Raw genomic sequence first — 18,466 nt, forward strand, 5'->3', positions numbered from 1 at the left:
GAGCATATATGAAAAATAAAATATTAGCATTTTTGCTAGCCATATTTATCCTAACACCATCAATCTCACAAGCTAGTACAAATAGTGGAAAAATCGACGATGTAATTTATGGCATAGCTTTAAATGAAGACGAAAAAAATCAAGTTAACCAAGCTTTTGGTATAAAAGCAAATGATAATGTAAACTATTCAAGCGTAAATGGCAAAGAAGCCAGTGGATATTTGGGAATTAATGCCCTAGATGGCAACATGATTTCTTCAGTTTATATCAAGTACCTAGATGAAAATTCAGGCATAAGAGTAAATATAGTTACTCCAAATAACATCACAAAAATAACCAATGGCCAATATACCAACGCTGCAATTACAGCAGGAATTACCAATGCAGATATTTTTGTGGCAAGTCCAAAGCCTGTAACAGGTGAATCTGCTTTAGCAGGAGTTTATAAAGCTCTAAATGCTAAAGGAGAAAAAATCGACCCAAAGAGAGCACAAACTGCTCAAGATGAGCTAAAAACTGTAATAGAAATATCAGATCAAAACAAAGGCAAAGAAGGCTTTGACCCAAAAGAATTAGACAAAGTTATAATTGAAGTTAAACAAAAATTAGCAGAATACAAGGAAAAAACTGGCAAAACTGCTAGCAGCGAGCAAATTGGAATTTTCATTAACGATGCCCTAAAAAATGTAAATCTAGAAAATATCTTATCAGATAACAACATAAATATTTTGATAGACTTTTTTAGCAAATATCAGGACACTTCAGCCATAGATAGCAAAGAAGTAAAGGAAAATCTAATCAAATTTGGCAACGAATTAGCAAATAATGCCAGCGAATTTTATAAAAATAACAAGGATTCCATAGATGAAGTAGTAAATAAGGCTCAAGAAAGCGGTTTGCTTGATTCATTCTTAAACTTTTTAAGATCAATTGTAGATTCAATAGGAAAAATATTTTCTGGAAAATAAATTTATAATTAAAAAAATAAGGCGGTGATTATACACTGCCTTATTTTTTATTGAATAATTCTTTTTATTGAAATTGGATTTCTGATTGGACTTATTATAATTCCAACTCTTGGGCTTGATGCGTGGATCATATTTCCGTTGCCATCTGCCATTCCAACGTGGGTTATATTATTAAGACTTGTTCCAAAAAATACCAAATCTCCAGCCATTTCATAACCAAATGGAATTTCTACTCCGTATCTTTGCTGACTTTGGGCAAAATGTGGAAGTCCAATTCCTGCTTGCTCATAAATTCTCATGGTAAAGCCTGAGCAATCTATGCCGTTGTAAAGATTTGTTCCGCCCCATACATAAGGTCTGCCGAGAAATTGACATGCCCAATTATAAAGCTCTACTCCAATAGGATTTCCACTTACAGGAATATCATAAGTTTGAACATTGTTAAAAGTTTCAGTATTAAAATACTGAGTGGTTTCAAGTGTGTAGGCTTGGTTATTACTTTCTTCTTCTAATTTAGCCTTTATATGGTCATTTATCTGTTTATAATAATTTTTAAATTCTTCTAGTTCTTCTTTGCTTTTTTTAGAAATTGCAAGATCAGATAATTTAATATATCCAGTTGCTTTATTTATGGAATCTGAAATTTCAACAGTTTCTGGATGATTATTGAGGGTTACTACCTTAGGAATATCCATATTATCATTAGAATCATCTAAAGTAATTGTGTTAATTTCTTTGCTTTGATTTTCAGATGGAAGATCGTCGAATAAATCAGTGTTGATTAATTCGTTGATATTTACAAAATTTACTTTCTTGTTATCCAAAAAGTCTTCATCATAGGAAACTTTGACATAATCACTTTCTTCATCAAATTCTAATATGTTGACTTTGGAATTAGCTTGAAGTTTGTAATTTACAATATTTTTTGAATCATCCTTTGGTTCTTCTTTTAAGTCTGATTCGTTAATCAAACTTGTATGATTTAGCTTAAAAAACCAAGTTTTGCCAACGTAAGCGGTTTTTCCCTTAAAATCAATTTCATACCAATCATCTGATTCATTTTTTATTTCATAAGCAGTAAAATCTTCAATGCCACCTAATATTTTGCTATCATTATCCTTTTTTTCCCTGACATTAACTCCCTGAGTTGTATCTTTATTTAAGATTATCATGTCAGCATAAGATTTAGAATTTCCAACTAACAAAAGTTGAGCAAAAACTAGAAAAGCCAAGATTTTTTTTGAATTTTTTGGCATTTATCTCTCCCAGAATATTACAATATTATTTTATAAGATAAAAACTTTTATGTCAATAAAATCAGTAATTTTCAAAAAGTTCATAGGCAAAATCGACAGAATTTTTTGAAAAATCATTTCTAAGATATTTATCATCTAGCCAGTTAATTCTGACTCTATCTAAGCCGTCGGCATCTTTAAAAAGTTTTGCCAAAAATAAGGCCCTATCAAAATCCTTTATTTCATAGCTTTTTATTACCTCTTCCATCAAGCTATCATCAGTTGAATGGCTGGTAATTATGGCTTTTAGCAAAGGAATATCGGATTGCTTTATCTTAGCATATTTTTGACAAATATCCGCAGCGCGCTTTCCATGTTCTGTATCATAGCCATCATTTTCGCGGCTTATATCATGAAGGCTTGCTGCATAGCGCATTAAATCTGTATCGTCATTATCTAGTTCATAATACCAAGCTAAAAGCATTGAAAATAAAATCACTCTTTCTATATGGCCTTGACCGTGAACTTTGCTTTTAAATAAGATTTCTGTATTCAAATTTTCATAAGTATCCAATAGTATGGAAAAATATTTAGATTTCCTAAATTCTCCAAAGAAATCATAGTCATTTATCCAAGCATCTTTTCTTATAATATCAACTATTCTCATAATAGCTCCTTTATAATATTTTATCATCTAATCATTTATTTTAAAAGCTTAAAAGGGTATATATATTCCTAAAGAGGTAAATTATGTTAGAAAAAAGAGATTATGTTGATAAAATTATAAAAAAAGCAATAAAGCAAACTGAAAAATACAAGGATATAGGAGAGCTTGCTTCATACATACCAGAACTTGCAAACGTCAATCCTGATAGCTTTGCGTTTTGTTTAGTTACAGTTGATGGGGAAGTTTTTTCCTATGGTGAAAGCGAAAAGATTTTTTCCATTCAATCAATTAGCAAGATTCTATCCTTGATAATGGCTTTGCACGATAATGATCCTATTTCAGTTTTTGATAAAGTAGGAAGTGAACCGACAAGCTATGAGTTTAATTCCCTAGTGCCAATAACCGACAAGGCCACAAATCCTTTTATTAATGCTGGTGCAATGACTACAGCTTCTATGGTAAAGGGTGCAAATGTCGATGAAAAATTTGAGAGAATTTTAGCCTATTACAAAAAACTTTCATCATTTGAAGATGCCTATTTGATAAAAGATATTTATGAATCTGAAATGGAAACTACGGATAGAAATAGAGCCATAGCCTATTATCTAAAGAGCAAAGATATTTTTTCTGATAATCCAAATGATGTGTTGGATCTTTATATAAGAAATTGCTCAATAGCTACAAATGTATGCGCTTTGGCAAAAACGGGAGCAGTTCTTGCCAACAAAGGCTATAAACCTAAGACAAAAGAAAAGCTTCTAAGTAAAAAGGAAGTTCAAATCATAGTAAGTCAAATGGCAACTTGTGGAATGTATGAAAATTCTGGTAGATATTTGATGGAAGTTGGAATACCTTCAAAATCTGGAGTTTCTGGTGGAATTTTGGGAGTCGTACCAGGAGTTTGTGGATTAGGAGTCTACTGCCCAAGAATTGATAAAAGTGGAAATAGTGTAAGAGGCATAGAATTATTTAAAATATTGGCAAAAGATTTAGGATTTACAATATTTATCAATTAAAAATTAAAATCATTGAGACAAAGCTTAAAGGCTTTGTCTTTTTTTGTCAAATTAAATTAATAAGGACATTAAATTTTAAAAAAATAGCAAAAAGATACAAATAAATCTATAAATTTAAGAAAAAAATCACAAAAAATATTTATTTTTTTTAAAAAAAATTAAAAAATTTTTAACAATTTTCTGACTAAAACTCCCACAAATGTTGAATATGCAACAATGGCAACCCTTTCACTTGACCACTTTATAACACTTGCAATTTAATATAATAGAGTATATAATTATACAAAATAAAGGAGGACTTTATGTTAAAGTACATAATAAAAAGAATATTACAAGCTATAGCAGTTTTGCTTTTAGTAACTTGTATAACTTTTTTCCTAATGAAATTAGTACCTGGCTCTCCATTTGCAAGTGAGAAAAGTCAATCGCCAGAAGTACTAGAAGCTTTAAATAAAAAATACGGATTGGATCAACCTTATTCCGTTCAACTTAAAAAATTTATATTTAATGCTATGAAGGGAGAATTTGGAGTTTCTTTAAAAATGCAAAAGGATAGGCCAGTAATGGATATCATAAAAGAGATGCTTCCAACTAGTGTAAAACTTGGACTTTTGGCTTTGCTTTGGGCATGCCTTGTGGGGATTCCCCTAGGTTGTCTTGCAGCCTACAACAGGGGCAAGCGATTGGATTCTTTTTTAAGAGTTCTTACAACTATTGGAATTTCAGCACCAGGCTTTGTAGTGGCAACATTATTACTACTTTTATTTGGAGTAAAATTAAAAGCTTTGCCAACTATGGGTCTTGATAGCCCAAAATCTTATTTAATGCCAGTTTTCTCCTTGGGATTTTATCCAATGTGTTACATAGCAAGATTGTCAAGATCGTCAATGCTTGATGCAATCGGCCAAGATTATATAAGAACAGCTAGAGCTAAGGGTGTTTCTGAAAATAAGATTTTATTTAAGCATGCACTTAAAAATGCTTTTATTCCAGTTCTTACATATATCGGACCACTAACAGCTGGAATTATCACAGGTTCCATGGTAGTTGAATCTGTATTTTCAGTTCAAGGCTTGGGCAGATATTTTATAAACTCAGTTCTTAATAGAGATTATCCAATTATAATGGCAACGACTTTGTTTTTTGCCTTTATGGTAATACTTATGAATCTTGTGGTAGATATCTTATACAGGTTCATAGATCCAAGAATTGATTTAGCCAAGGGAGATTAAGATGGATAAGATTTTAAGTTTAAATGAAAAATTAAAATTAGAAGAATTTGACTTTAGTGAAGAAGATTTTAAGCTTGCAAGTGAAAGTCAAAAAGAAAATTTCATGACTAAAGCACCATCAACTTCTTATTTTCAAGATGCTTTAAGACGTTTAAAAGCAAATAAGGTGGCCATGGTTTCCTTAGGATTTTTGATACTTGTATGCATCTTTGCCTTTATAGGACCTATGTTAGTAAAAGGGGATTATACGACACAATACAGAGGAGATGAAAATTTATTCCCTTGCCTAAAATATCCTTTTGGTACAGACAAACTAGGGAGAAATATCATGGTTCGTACCATGTATGGAACTCGTGTTTCACTTATTGTAGGAATATTTGCATCTTTGATAGTTTTAATAATTGGAACAATTTATGGATCAATTTCAGGATATTGTGGTGGTAAAGTAGATGCGATAATGATGAGATTTTTAGATTTGATTTACTCAGTTCCAGATGTTTTGGTAGTAATTTTACTATCAATTGGAATATCTCAACCGCTTAAATCTTTTGTAAATTCATCGACGTCGGATTTTGCCAAAAAAATTGGAGTTCTTGGACCTGCTTTAATATCAATATTCATTGCTTTTGGCCTACTTTATTGGGTAGGAATGGCAAGAATTATTAGAGGTCAGGTTTTGATGCTAAAAAAACAAGAATTTGTTACAGCAGTTGAAGCCCTTGGTGGCTCAAGAAAAAGAATAATTAGAAGGCATTTATTTCCAAATTGTATAGGCCAAATAATAGTTATGACGGCTATGCAAATACCATCAGCCATATTTCTTGAATCATTCTTGTCGTTTTTAGGAATAGGAGTTTCAGCTCCAATGACTTCTCTCGGCGCTTTAGCAGCAGATGCTCTTGGTGGAATTTATTCCTATGCTTATAGGTTAATCATTCCTTCCTTGATATTAAGTTTGATGATTTTATCCTTAAACTTATTTGCAGACGGACTAAGAGATGCCCTAGATCCAAGACTTAAATAGTAGGTGATTATTATGGAAAATACAAAAAATGAAGTATTAAAAATTGAAGATTTATCTATATCCTTTTATACACCTGTTGGAGAAGTAAAGGCAGTTGATTCGATAAATTACACTCTACATGAAAATGAAATAATGGGAATTGTAGGAGAATCAGGATCCGGCAAATCAGTAGAAAGTTATGGAATAATGGGACTATTGCAAGAGCCTGGCAAAGTTAAAAATGGAAAAATTTTATACAAGGGTGAAAATATCCTTGACTACGATAAGAATCAAATGAGTTCTTTTAGAGGAGCAAAATGCTCGATGATTTTCCAAAATCCAATGACTTGCTTAAATCCGGTTTATACAATCGGCAGCCAATTAATGGAAGCGATCTTAGTTCACCAAAAAGGAAATAAGAATGAAGCTTACAATAAAGCAGTCGAAATGCTCGATTTAGTAGGGATATCTAATCCTAAAAGGCGCATGAGACAATATCCTCACGAATTATCTGGAGGTATGCGCCAAAGAGTTATGATTGGTATGGGGCTTATTTGCGAACCAGATATACTAATAGCAGATGAGCCTACTACCGCACTTGATGTTACCATCCAAGCTCAAATTCTTGAATTAATAAAAGAGATTCAAGAAAGAAATCAGATGAGTGTAATATTTATCACCCACAACTTGGCTGTAGTAGCACAAATATGTGACACAGTAAGCGTAATGTATGCTGGAAGAATCGTAGAACAAGGTAGTGTTGATGATATATTTTATAATCCAAATCATCCATATACCAAGGGACTACTAAAATCAATGCCTAGAATAGATGTTGAAGATAACGGAAGACTTGAAAGTATCAAGGGTACACCAGTAGATATGCTAAATCCACCTGTTGGATGCGGATTTTCAACAAGATGTGATTATTGCATGAACATATGTCTAAAAAAAGAACCGCCAATGATTGAATTAGGAAATGGCCACAGAACAAAATGTTTCCTACATATAAAGGAGCTTTACGATGCCAGAAGATAATAAATTATTAATATGCCAAAACCTAGTCAAACATTTTACGGTTTCATCATCTTTTAATAAAACTAGCGAAGTTCATGCTATCGATGACGTTTCTTTTTACATAAACAAGGGAGAAACTTTAGGAATTGTAGGAGAATCCGGATGTGGAAAAACCACGCTGGGAAGAACCATACTAAGATTACATGAACCAACTAGTGGAAAAATAATTTATGATGGAGATGTAATTTTTGATAGCGAAAACAACATAAAACCCGATATGTACAAGTATAGGCGCAAAATGCAAATTATTTTCCAAGATCCATCAGCTTCACTAGATCCTAGAATGACAGTATCTGAAATTGTAGGAGAAGCTTTGGATATACATGGACTATACAAAAAAAATAGGAGGGATAGGATCAATGAGCTTTTAAGAAAGGTTGGACTAAATGAAGAACATTCCAACAGATATCCACACGAATTTTCAGGTGGTCAACAGCAAAGAATAGGAATAGCAAGAGCTTTAGCAGTAGAGCCAGAATTTATAGTTTGTGATGAGCCGATATCGGCACTGGATGTTTCTATCCAAGCACAAATTGTAAATATGCTACAAGATATGCAAAAAGATTCATCTTTGACATATTTATTCATTGCCCACGACCTATCAGTTGTTAAACATATCTCCAACAGAATCGGAGTAATGTATTTAGGCAAAATGGTTGAGCTTGTAGATGCAAAGAGATTATACGAAAATCCACTTCATCCTTACACTCAATCCTTATTGACAGCAATACCAATTCCTGACCCTAAACTTACTAGATCCTTAAAAAGAATCAAGTTACAAGGAGAAGTACCATCGGCGATTAATCCGCCAAAAGGTTGTAGGTTTCATGAAAGATGTCTTTATGCAACAGACATCTGCAAAGAAAAAGAACCAGAATTTAGAGAAGTAGAAAGTGGCCACTTTGCAAGTTGCCACAATATAGGAGAATTTTAATATGAAGTTAAAAAATAAATTTTTACTAGCTATCCTTAGTTTTTCAATGATTTTATCTGCCTGTGGCGGAGGAAATAATGGAGGAAATAATGGAGGAAATAAAGAAGGAAGCAATAATGAGCAAAGCGTAGCCCAAGAAGAAGAAGGAAAGAAAGATGGCGTGCTAGATATTAATATAGCATCTGAACCAGAAACAATAGATCCTCAACTTAACACAGCAGCAGACGGTGCTATAATGTTAAACCACTTATTTGAATCTTTAATCAGATGGGATGACGATGGCAACGGCAATGCAGTACTAAAACCAGGTATGGCTGAAAGTTGGGAAGTATCAGAAGATGGTCTAACATGGACCTTTAAGCTAAGAGATGCTAAATGGTCTGATGGAAAACCAGTAACAGCAGAAGATTTCGTATACGCATGGAACAGACTAGTAGATCCAAAAACTGGTGCTGACTACGAATATATGTTAGATATGGTAAAAGGTTATGAAGAGAAAAAACTTGACATTTCTGCACCAGATGAAAAAACTTTCGTAGTAAACTTAAATGTAAAATGCCCATATTTTGAAGAAATTTGTGCATTCCCAGCAGTAATGCCAGTTAGAAAAGATATAATCGAAGCTCATAAAACATGGACACAAGATCCATCTACACTAATTTCTAATGGTCCTTTCAAATTAGAAAAATGGGATCATAACTCAGTTCTATCAATGGTTAAAAATGAAGAATATTACGATGCTGATTCAGTTAAAGCAGAAAAATTAGCCTTCCATCTACAAGATGACCAAAACGCAATTTACGCATCTTATAGATCTGGAGATTTGGACTTTGTAAACTCCGTTCCACAAGAAGAAGTTAAAAAACTTCTAGATAGCAAGGAACTTAAAGTTAAACCATACGTAGGAACATATTTTGTATGCTTTAACACAGAAAAAGAACCATTCAACGATCCAAAAGTTAGAAAAGCATTCTCACTAGCAATAGATAGAAACTTTATCGTAAACCAAGTTACAGGTCAAGGTCAACAAGCTGCAACAGGTTATGTACCTGCAGGTGTTTATGACGCAAAAGGCGCTGATGGCGATGACTTTAGAACTACTGGTGGAGATTACTACTCAATTAAAGATGAAGATTATGATAAGAATGTAGAAGAAGCTAAGAAACTTATGGAAGAAGCAGGCTTCAAAGATGGAGAAGGCTTCCCACAAATAGAATACCTATACAACACAGATGAAAACCACAAGGCTATAGCTGAAGCTTTACAAAATATGTGGCAAGAAAAACTTGGCGTACAAGTAAGCTTACAAAACCAAGACTGGAACGTATTCTTGAAAGAAAGAAAAGAAGGTAACTACAATATAGCAAGACACGGTTGGATAGCTGACTACAACGATCCAATGAGCTTTATCGATATGTGGTTAACAGGTGGCGGTAACAACGATGCCCAATATTCAAATCCAGAATTTGATAAATTTGTAAAAGCTGCAAAGGCTACATCTGATCAAAATGAGAGAATGGAAAATATGCACAAAGCAGAGGATATCCTAATCGGTGAAGATAATGTTGTTGCACCATTATACTTCTACACCAATTCATATATGATAAAACCAAATATCAAGGGAATGTATTATACACCATTAGGATATTTCTTCTTTAAATCAGCAGAAGGATTCTAAATTATTAATAGTAAGTAAGGGTAAGATTTTATAATATGTAAAAAAAATGGCAAGTTTGATAGATTAAATCTATTGAACCTGCCATTTTCTTTGGGGTAAAATGCAAAAAAATTTCTAAAAATCATTAAATTTTCTATAATATCAGCTTTTTGTTTATTATTTCAATAATTGATAGTATAATTAATAGATAAAGAAGTTTTAATTTTATAAAGAAAATAAATAATGATATTAGAAAAGATTGACAATGATTATAAATAATTTAGATGATATGAAGAAGTTTGCCAATAAATTGGCAGCTCTTCTTAAAGAAACTGATGTTATTAATTTAATAGGAGAAATGGGAGCTGGAAAAACTACCCTTACTTCTTTTATAGGAGAATATTTTTCCATAAAAGATTCTTCATCTCCAACTTTTGCAATAGTAAATATCTACGATGGCAAAGTTAGGATTTATCATTTGGACTTGTATAGATTAGAAGATCCCGATGAGATTTTAGATATAGACTACGAAAAATATTTTTATCCAGACGATGGATTAACTATTATAGAATGGGCAGAAAATGCAGAATATTATTTGCCTGATCAAATGATTAATATCGAGATAAAAAAAATTGATGAAAACAAAAGAGAGATTGTAATTAGAGAAGATTCTAAGAGAGGAAGTGAGATTAATGAACATTTTAGCAATTGACACTTCTACAATGATTTCAACTGTAACTATTGCAAGCGATGGTGAAATTATTGGAGATTTTAATGTCAACCAACAAAAAACTCACAGCGAATCTTTAGTTCCTATGATAGAAAATCTCCTTAATCTCTTGGGAATGGAAATAAAAGATATCGATTTATATGTCATAGCCAAAGGACCGGGTTCTTTTACAGGTCTTAGAATTGGTATGACCATAGCAAAAACTCTAGCCCAAGTAAATGGCAAAAAATTAATTCCTATTAGCACACTTTTGGCATTGGCAAATAATTCTTCAAGCGATAAGCTAAAAGTTCCAATGCTTGATGCCAGAGGAAATAGAGTTTATGGGGGAGTTTTTGATAAGGATTTTAAAGAAATTATAAAAGAAGATTTGTATACTATCGAAGATTTCTCAGATCTTGTAAATGATCTTGACCAAGAAGTTGAACTTATAGGAGAAATTGGCAAAAAATATCAAGATAAATTTATAAAAGGGAAAACTTTGCCCTTAAATTTTAACAACTGTATTGGCAAATCTTTAATAAAACTAGGCATAGCAGACAAAGATAAAAACTTTAATCTCTATGAAATGATTCCAAATTATCTAAGGAAATCTCAAGCCGAAAGAGAAATGCCAAAAGAATTAAAGGATAGATTAAATGATAAGAAAAATGCTCAAATCTGATGCGGATTTTGTCTATGAAATTGAAAATCAAGCCTTTTTCGAACCTTGGTCTAAAAAACATCTCATAAAAGAACTTGAGGGTAATAGTTTTTTAAGTCACTATGTAATGGAAATTGACGGCAAAATCGTAGGATTTTATATAGCTAGTCACGTTTTGGATGAAGTTGAAATTTTTACCATTGCTGTTGACAAAGACTATCAAAAAAGGAAAATTGCCAGCCAATTGCTAAATCATTTGATAAATTCTTGTAAAGATTTAGGGGTTAAGAAAATTTGGCTTGAAGTTTCTACAAAAAATATAGCCGCAATTAATCTTTATACTAAATTTGATTTTAAAATTATGGGAATTAGAAAAAATTACTACCAAAAATTAGGCGAAGATGCCTATAATATGTTAAGGGAAATAAATGACTGATTTTTACACAATGGGAATTGAAACAAGCTGCGATGATAGCTGTGTTGCAATTCTAAAAAATGAAAGAGAATTACTAGTAAATTTAATATCATCTCAAATAGATATACACACTATTTTTGGGGGAGTAGTGCCAGAAATTGCAAGCAGGAAACACCTTGAGGCCATAAATCCTTTGATTGAGAAAGCTTTAGCTGATGCAAATTTAACTTACGAGGATTTGGATTTGATTTCTGTAACCAAAGGTCCAGGTCTTATGGGATCTCTTTTGGTAGGAATTTCTGCAGCCAAAGCTCTATCACTTGCAACAAATACTCCTATGATAGGAGCAAATCACATGAAAGGCCATATTTGTGCAAATTATTTGGCCAACAAAGATTTAGAGCCACCTTTTGTAACCTTAGTTGTTAGTGGCGGCCACACGTATTTGATAAAAGTAAAATCCTATAATGAATACGAAGTTGTAGGCAAGACTCGCGATGATGCAGCTGGTGAATCTTTTGATAAAGTTGCAAGGAAAATGGGTCTAGGATATCCAGGAGGACCAAAAATTGACAAGCTTGCCAAAGAAGGTAATTCTTATGCAATTGATTTTCCAAGAGTTATGCTTGAAAAAGATTCCTATGATTTTTCATTTTCTGGCTTAAAAACAGCAGTTTTAAATTATATGAATCAAAAAGATCAAAAAGGCGAAGAGATAATAAAAGCAGATGTAGCAGCAAGTTTTCAACAAGCGGTAGTTGATGTTTTAGTAAAAAAATCTTTAAGACTAATAGATGAAACTGGCTATGATAAATTTGCCCTAAGTGGAGGAGTGGCTGCAAATTCAAAGCTAAAAGAAGAATTTGCCAAAGCTCTAAAGGATAGAAATGTGAAACTTTATTATCCAGATATCAAACTTTGCACAGATAATGCTGCAATGATTGCAATGGCAGGATATTTGGACTACAAAAATGGCGAAATTAGCGATAATTTTATGAAAGTATACCCAAATTTGGAAATATAATATGAAAAAAAATCGTAGAGGAAACTCAAATCCAATAAAAAAATATAATAAAATGAAATTTGTAAGCACCATTATTTGGATCTTAACAGGTCTTGCTGTGCTTATTTTTGGAATTTATTATAGGGAAATATTTGAAATAATATTTGGATCAGTTTCTATTATTTACGCTCTTTTAAGCTTTAGAATAAGATTTAGCAGTCTAAAGGTAATTTACAATAAAGAGAAAAATAGGTTATTATTCCTAACTATAGCCTTGGTAATTTTTTCTTTGGTAAATCCTATAGGCAATATCGCTGTTATTTTCGATTTGTATAAGAGAGATTATGTTCTAACAGGAGGATTTGATGAAAAAGATTAGCAAAATTTTTTGTCTGATCCTTGTTTTTATGTTTATAAATACTTCTTGTGTAAAAAGAAGGATTGATTATTTGGAAGCTAGAAAGAATAATGGGAATACAGATTTTTTTGATTTTAATCAAGATAAGGAGGAATTTGACCCTGATAATATAGACAAATTTGATGCTAGCACATATTTGATTTGGTATAAAAATTTAGATAAGCCTCCAAAATTAATGCTAAAGGAGCCGACCAAAGCAAAAACTTTAACAAATAAAGAAATGGTTGAGGACTTTAATTATGTTTTCAAGCAATTAAAAGAAAATTATCCATTCTTTGATGTTTTAAAGAGAAGCCAAAATGTGGATTTTCTTGGAAATTACGACAAATATTTGCAAAGAATAAAGAAATCAAAAAACGAAGAAGAATTTATAGACCAAATGACGGGGATAATAGGAGAATTAAAAAATTCCCATGCTAGAATTGCAGATAAGAATTATGTGGACTATATTTTAAAATATTATGCAAACAACTGGAACTCTCCTTCAATTTACTATGAATTTCTAAATTTAAATAAGACGGCAGTTAGAAATAGATATGATTTAAAGGGCGTCCAAAGTTTAGAAAAATCAAAAGGCAACAAGCATAAATCCCTATCCTTATTGGAAAATAATTCTTCATCAAATATGACTTTAGATACAAGCGTGAAAGATATAGCTATCATTAGAATAAAACAGATGCTTGATCCAGAATTTATAAAAAAAGATGAAGAAATTTTAAATGAATTTTTGAAAAATAAACACCTTTACAAGGCTTTAGTCTTAGATATTAGGGGTAATTACGGTGGTAATATGGAATATTGGCAAAAATTCTTGCTGCCAAAATTATTTACAAGTCAAAAAGAAGTAACCAATCATCTGTTTTTCAAGGAATCGGAAAGATCAAAATTAATATTAGCTGATGATACATTAAATATAGAAAAAGTTTCCAATGTAGATTTATCGGCCATAAAACTTGAACACGCAGAAGATTTGAAAAAATTTGATTATTATATAAGAAACACCATTGTTATAAATCCAGACGAATCTGACAAAAATAACGGTTATGAAGGAAAAATTTATTTGCTGGTGGATAGGAAAGTATTTTCTGCAGCTGAAGGCTTTGCTAGCTTTATGAAAAACTCCAAATCCGCAACTTTAGTTGGTCAAGATACTGGGGGAGATGGGATTACTTTAGGAGTTTTAAATGATGTTATGCCAAATTCTGGTCTTGTTTTTACCTACACAAATACTCTTGGCTATAGCCCAGATGGCAAGATAAATGCTGAAGATAAAACTAAAGTTGATATCAAATCTGACTCTTACAGAAATTCCATAGATACAATAGAAGAAGTCCTTGATGGAGATTTTTAATAAAAATGGACTCATAAATAATAAAAAGCAACAAAAGTTCTTAATTTAAGAACTTCTGTTGCTTAAGCTAATTTATTATTATAAGAGTCCGTTTTTTTATTTATTTTTTTTGTTTTTATCAAGTACGTAAAAAAGCCCGACTGCAAGAACCAATATAAGAGCAAAAATCCATACTGAAGAGATTCCAGTTTTTACTATTTTTGCAGCACTTATATTTTCGTGTTTTTCACTTGTTTCTTTTTTACTTTCACTTTGAGGTTTTTCTTTGTTAAGCTCAGGCGCTTTTGTAGATTTATCTATAGTAACTGTTTGAGGTGGGTTATTTGTAGGTATTTGGCTTTGAGCATTTTCATTACTTTGATTATTGTCAACTTCTGGAGGAGTTTCCTTTAATGTCACAGTTTCTTCCTTATTTTGACTTAATGATTTTTCTGTAAAAGGATAAATCCACGAATTTTCATCTAAGTCTGAGGAATAATTAGTAGAATTATCAAGCTCGCCATCTGAAATCATTCCATTTTTGTCTGTATCGATAAGATCTATTTCTTTTTTTTGTGCATCACTAAGTTTTTCATATAAATCTTTGGTTTTTTCATTGTTTAGAAAAGCTGAAGAACTAGGCTTTATATCATTTGCAGATAGGAGGGAATTTCCGTTAATATCAGTGCTTTTGCTAGTTGTATTATCTTCAATTTCTAAAATTTTTACTCTCTTAGGATCTGCGGTTGAAGATTTTTCCTTTTCTTTTTTTATATTATCAAAAAATGCTTTTTTATCTTCTGCTTTGACAAAATCAACTAAGGTCTTGTAGTTTTCCTCGTTTTCTTTTTTTTCAGTAGATTTATCTAAGCTTAGTTCTTGTATAATTTCCTCATATAAGGCTTTTTGCTTATCATCTGCCATAAAATATGCTTTTGAATTTAAGATAGCTTTGGTAAATAAATCAAAATCATTTTTCTTGGCAAAGTCAAACAATAGGCCAAAATTTAGGTAATATTTGGTTTTTTCTTCAAGATCTTTTGTTTCTTCTTCGGATAAGTCAGCTAAAACTAATCCTTTTTTATTAGCAAAATCTATGGATAAACCATGAAGTTTAGAGCTTTGCTCTTTTATTTTATCCAAATCATCTGAGTTTAATATTGATGTTGATTCTTCTAGTATTTTTAGAGAATCATCAGGATCTATTTTTTTTAAAATTGCAATTTCTTTGGCTAGTTCTAATCTTTTTAAAAATTCTTTTCCAAAGATAAATTCTTCTGCATTGCTTTGGCTGCTTATCAAGTATTCGAAAATTTCTTTTCCTGATGCTATATCATAATTTTCAAGATTTTCTATACTATTCTCAGGCGCAACATCTTCAAAGATTTGCTGATTAAAGTCACTTGCATAGGCAAAATTATTTGGATTTATCATATTTACAATAAAAGTTAACAATAGAACTTTTATATATTTTTTGCTTTTCATAATTTACTCTTTCTTTTAATTTTAAACTATCATATACTATTATTATATTAAGAAATAGCATTATTGCAAAGAAATCATAAAAAAACTAGAACTTTCGTTCTAGCCTTTAAGTCCGTGAGCTTGTCTTAGCATATTTTCTACAACTATATCGTGGATTTCTCCAAGTCCTGCAGCATATTCTAAGATTTCCCAAGGTCTATTGGTATGAAAATGTATCTTTATTAATTCCTCATCGCCGACAGCAAGAAGAGAGTCGCCCTCGAAATTTTCTGTTATATAATCAAATATTTCATCTTCGTCCAAATCTTCTCCTGCTATTAGCAATTGAGTATCAAATTTAAAATCTCCTATATCTATCATAATTTCTCCTAATTACTTTTTGTTAGATTTCTCTTTAATTCTTCTTCAAGCCTTGCAATCTCAGCTTGAGCCATAGTTCTATTTTTCTTACCTTCGATTTGAATATTTCTAACTTCTTCTATGGTTGAAATTAGTTGATCGTTGGTGTGTTTGATTGTATCAAGATCAATTATACCACGTTCTGTTGCTTTGGCTGTTTCTATTGTATTTTGTTTTAGAGTATCGGCGTTTTTTCTTAATAATTCGTTGGTAAGATCTGTAACTCTTTGTTGGGTTGCTATAGCTTGATTGGTATGATTCATGCCAAGAGCTAGAACCATTTGATTTTTCCAAAGTGGAATTGTATTTACAATTGTAGTTTGAATTTTTTCTGCCATAATAGAATTTGATGATTGAACCATCCTAATTTGTGGGGCCATTTGAATAGAAACCATACGAGTTAGGTCCAAATCGTGAAGTTTTTTCTCAAATCTATTGGCTTGAGCTTTCAAATCATTTACTTTTTGAGCATCAAGAGGCAAATTAGATTCTCTTGCCTTAGCTTCTAGTGCTGGAATCTCACTTTCGTAAGTGGATTTTAATTTTCTATTTCCAGCTTCTATATACATAGTAATTTCTTTGTAATATTCCTCGTTTAGATCATACATTTGATCGAGCATAGAAATATCTTTCATCAAAGTTATTTGGTGATTTTCCAAAGTTTTTGCAACATGGTCTATGTTTTTTTCTGCTGATTGATAGCGGACTTTCATATCTTCAATCTTATTAAATTGCTTCTTGATAAATCCTAGTGGGCCAGAAGTTTCTTCTCTTTCCATAGATTTGATATCCATAACAACAGAATCCAAAAGCCCGCCAATTTCTCCCAAATCTTTGTTTCTAACGGTGTCCAAGGTTTTTTCTGAGAAATTGGAAATCTTTTTTTGAGCTCCAGAACCGTATTGTAGGATGATATTTGTGTTATCAAGGTCGATTTTTTTGGAAAAATCATCAATCATTTTTTCTTCTTCTGGAGAAAATTTTATATTGTTTTCTACTAAATTTGGCTCTTCTCCAGTAATTTCAGCAAGTTTATTATCTTCTTGGTCTTCGCCATCTAGGGTTAATTTAATATCACTCATTTGTACTCCAATCTTTTTTTAGAAATAAAATTATCTTATTTTCATTTTACTCTTCATACTTCCAATCATCTTCTGCCAAGCCTTCTTGATTTAGCAAAAGATTTATTGTGTCGATATCAGTTTTTATATCCATGGCTCTGTCTGAAAGTAACTCTACTTTTATTCTGTCAAATGCTTCTGTGATTGTAGTTATTGAGCTATCGATTTGGTCCATGGAAGTTTTGATTTTTTTATCATCAGTTGCCATTAGCTCAAAATCGTAGTAAGTATTGATTAATTTTGCAGTTGTTGGCAAATAATAATCGGAAAATTTGTTTAGGGCATAGGATTTGTCGGGATATTTTTCTACTATATTTAAAATATCGCTAGAGTTCTTGATAAGTTTATCAACATTTGCCTTAAAATCTTGATTTGTAATTTTATCTTTGGTATTTTTAATTTCTTCTAGGACAATCTTTCCTGAATTAAGAATTTCACTTGCTCGTTGGAAACTTAAATCTTCGACAAGAGCTTCTTCATCTGTATCATCCTCTTTTATTTTTATTACTGGTATATCTTTCTTTTTTTCTTTATAAAGTCTAAATGTTGGAATATCAAGTATAAACATGGTATCATTTTCTACAATTCTAGCTTGGTAAAAATATCCGCGTTTCATCATTTTTGTTAAATCACAAACAGTTTTTTCTTCACTTTGAGCTACAGAACTTGCCAAATCTCTAATGGACATCACCGTATTATTTCCAAGTTCTCTTAAAAATCTAACGTAATTATTGGTAAGTCTAAGATATTCTTTGCCTGCTTTCCGTGATAAAACTGGAATAGCAATAGTTGCAAGTCCTGAGCATAAGCACATTAGAAAAAGAAAAAAACCTCTTTCTGTGATAAATCGATCAAATAAAACTATATCTAAAGTAACAAGCATAAAAGCTGCAAAGACGGATAAGAATTTCCGGCCTCTAGCTTTTGAAAGTTCTGGCGGTTTTTGGGCGCAAACTTCTTCATTTCTCGTCTGAGGCAAATTTTCCTTTGATTTTTTAGAAATGTTAATTTTTTCTAAGGTCGAATTGATAGAGTTTTTTATTGAATTTCCTATTTTATTTATATCTATTTCATCTAAATTTAGATCGTCAAAATCTAAATCGCTAAATTTAAAACCGTTTTTTTTCTTAGTCATA

19 protein-coding genes are annotated in these 18,466 nt (G+C 31.5%); 13 read left to right on the forward strand and 6 right to left on the reverse strand.

From position 1 onward, the window contains the following. The first annotated feature begins 8 nt into the window (after positions 1–8). A complete protein-coding gene (locus CS884_RS01170) occupies positions 9–968 on the forward strand; it encodes a DUF1002 domain-containing protein (protein ID WP_099320269.1) in 960 nt (319 codons plus the stop codon). A 47-nt stretch (positions 969–1,015) separates the two neighbouring features. Here CS884_RS01170 and CS884_RS01175 read toward each other — a convergent pair whose 3' ends face one another. After that, the gene (locus tag CS884_RS01175; RefSeq protein ID WP_099320270.1) at positions 1,016–2,224 is read right to left on the reverse strand and encodes a C40 family peptidase; all 1,209 of its coding nucleotides are present in this window, start codon (positions 2,222–2,224) and stop codon (positions 1,016–1,018) included. A 61-nt stretch (positions 2,225–2,285) separates the two neighbouring features. Beyond that, positions 2,286–2,870, reverse strand: coding sequence for an HD domain-containing protein (locus tag CS884_RS01180; protein WP_099320271.1), 585 nt, complete (start codon positions 2,868–2,870; stop codon positions 2,286–2,288). An 83-nt stretch (positions 2,871–2,953) separates the two neighbouring features. Between CS884_RS01180 and glsA the strand changes: the two genes are divergently transcribed. The 12 genes from glsA to CS884_RS01240 all read left to right on the forward strand — a co-directional run bounded on the left by glsA (position 2,954) and on the right by CS884_RS01240 (position 14,346). Beyond that, the gene (glsA, locus tag CS884_RS01185; RefSeq protein WP_099320272.1) at positions 2,954–3,886 is read left to right on the forward strand and encodes a glutaminase A; all 933 of its coding nucleotides are present in this window, start codon (positions 2,954–2,956) and stop codon (positions 3,884–3,886) included. 302 nt (positions 3,887–4,188) lie between these two features. Continuing rightward, the gene (locus CS884_RS01190; protein ID WP_099320273.1) at positions 4,189–5,118 is read left to right on the forward strand and encodes an ABC transporter permease; all 930 of its coding nucleotides are present in this window, start codon (positions 4,189–4,191) and stop codon (positions 5,116–5,118) included. 1 nt (position 5,119) lies between these two features. Further along, on the forward strand, positions 5,120–6,142 hold the full coding sequence (locus CS884_RS01195; RefSeq protein WP_099320274.1) for an ABC transporter permease: 1,023 nt from the start codon (positions 5,120–5,122) through the stop codon (positions 6,140–6,142). A gap of 12 nt (positions 6,143–6,154) precedes the next feature. Further along, positions 6,155–7,156 (forward strand): ABC transporter ATP-binding protein, encoded by a 1,002-nt coding sequence (locus tag CS884_RS01200; protein ID WP_099320275.1) that lies wholly within the window; start codon positions 6,155–6,157, stop codon positions 7,154–7,156. After that, on the forward strand, positions 7,143–8,129 hold the full coding sequence (locus tag CS884_RS01205) for an ABC transporter ATP-binding protein (protein ID WP_099320276.1): 987 nt from the start codon (positions 7,143–7,145) through the stop codon (positions 8,127–8,129). The genes CS884_RS01200 and CS884_RS01205 overlap by 14 nt, the downstream gene beginning before the upstream one ends. Position 8,130: 1 nt before the next feature. Beyond that, positions 8,131–9,807, forward strand: a complete 1,677-nt coding sequence (locus CS884_RS01210) for a peptide ABC transporter substrate-binding protein (protein WP_099320277.1) — start codon at positions 8,131–8,133, stop codon at positions 9,805–9,807. 244 nt (positions 9,808–10,051) lie between these two features. Beyond that, the gene (gene tsaE, locus CS884_RS01215; protein WP_099320278.1) at positions 10,052–10,498 is read left to right on the forward strand and encodes a tRNA (adenosine(37)-N6)-threonylcarbamoyltransferase complex ATPase subunit type 1 TsaE; all 447 of its coding nucleotides are present in this window, start codon (positions 10,052–10,054) and stop codon (positions 10,496–10,498) included. Beyond that, on the forward strand, positions 10,479–11,180 hold the full coding sequence (gene tsaB, locus CS884_RS01220) for a tRNA (adenosine(37)-N6)-threonylcarbamoyltransferase complex dimerization subunit type 1 TsaB (RefSeq protein WP_099320279.1): 702 nt from the start codon (positions 10,479–10,481) through the stop codon (positions 11,178–11,180). Before tsaE ends, tsaB begins: the two co-directional genes overlap by 20 nt. Beyond that, complete coding sequence (rimI, locus tag CS884_RS01225) at positions 11,155–11,595, forward strand: ribosomal protein S18-alanine N-acetyltransferase (RefSeq protein ID WP_099320280.1); 441 nt, start codon at positions 11,155–11,157, stop codon at positions 11,593–11,595. Before tsaB ends, rimI begins: the two co-directional genes overlap by 26 nt. Then, positions 11,588–12,598 (forward strand): tRNA (adenosine(37)-N6)-threonylcarbamoyltransferase complex transferase subunit TsaD, encoded by a 1,011-nt coding sequence (gene tsaD, locus CS884_RS01230; protein WP_143434403.1) that lies wholly within the window; start codon positions 11,588–11,590, stop codon positions 12,596–12,598. Before rimI ends, tsaD begins: the two co-directional genes overlap by 8 nt. A gap of 1 nt (position 12,599) precedes the next feature. After that, positions 12,600–12,956 (forward strand): hypothetical protein, encoded by a 357-nt coding sequence (locus CS884_RS01235; protein ID WP_099320281.1) that lies wholly within the window; start codon positions 12,600–12,602, stop codon positions 12,954–12,956. After that, a complete protein-coding gene (locus CS884_RS01240; protein WP_099320282.1) occupies positions 12,943–14,346 on the forward strand; it encodes a S41 family peptidase in 1,404 nt (467 codons plus the stop codon). Before CS884_RS01235 ends, CS884_RS01240 begins: the two co-directional genes overlap by 14 nt. A gap of 96 nt (positions 14,347–14,442) precedes the next feature. On the opposite strand, the gene CS884_RS01245 is transcribed toward CS884_RS01240, so the two are convergent. From CS884_RS01245 to CS884_RS01260, 4 genes are all read right to left on the reverse strand, one after another. After that, positions 14,443–15,810 (reverse strand): hypothetical protein, encoded by a 1,368-nt coding sequence (locus CS884_RS01245; protein WP_099320283.1) that lies wholly within the window; start codon positions 15,808–15,810, stop codon positions 14,443–14,445. Between the two features lie 99 nt (positions 15,811–15,909). After that, complete coding sequence (locus tag CS884_RS01250; RefSeq protein ID WP_099320284.1) at positions 15,910–16,170, reverse strand: kinase to dihydroxyacetone kinase; 261 nt, start codon at positions 16,168–16,170, stop codon at positions 15,910–15,912. Between the two features lie 8 nt (positions 16,171–16,178). Further along, entirely contained in the window at positions 16,179–17,291 is a 1,113-nt protein-coding gene (locus CS884_RS01255; RefSeq protein ID WP_099320285.1) for a toxic anion resistance protein, read from the reverse strand. 46 nt (positions 17,292–17,337) lie between these two features. After that, entirely contained in the window at positions 17,338–18,465 is a 1,128-nt protein-coding gene (locus tag CS884_RS01260; RefSeq protein ID WP_099320286.1) for a 5-bromo-4-chloroindolyl phosphate hydrolysis family protein, read from the reverse strand. Position 18,466: the final 1 nt, after the last annotated feature.

Origin of the sequence: Anaerococcus sp. Marseille-P3625 (assembly GCF_900232825.1) — a bacterium.
In the GTDB taxonomy this organism is placed as follows: Bacteria; Bacillota; Clostridia; order Tissierellales; family Peptoniphilaceae; genus Anaerococcus.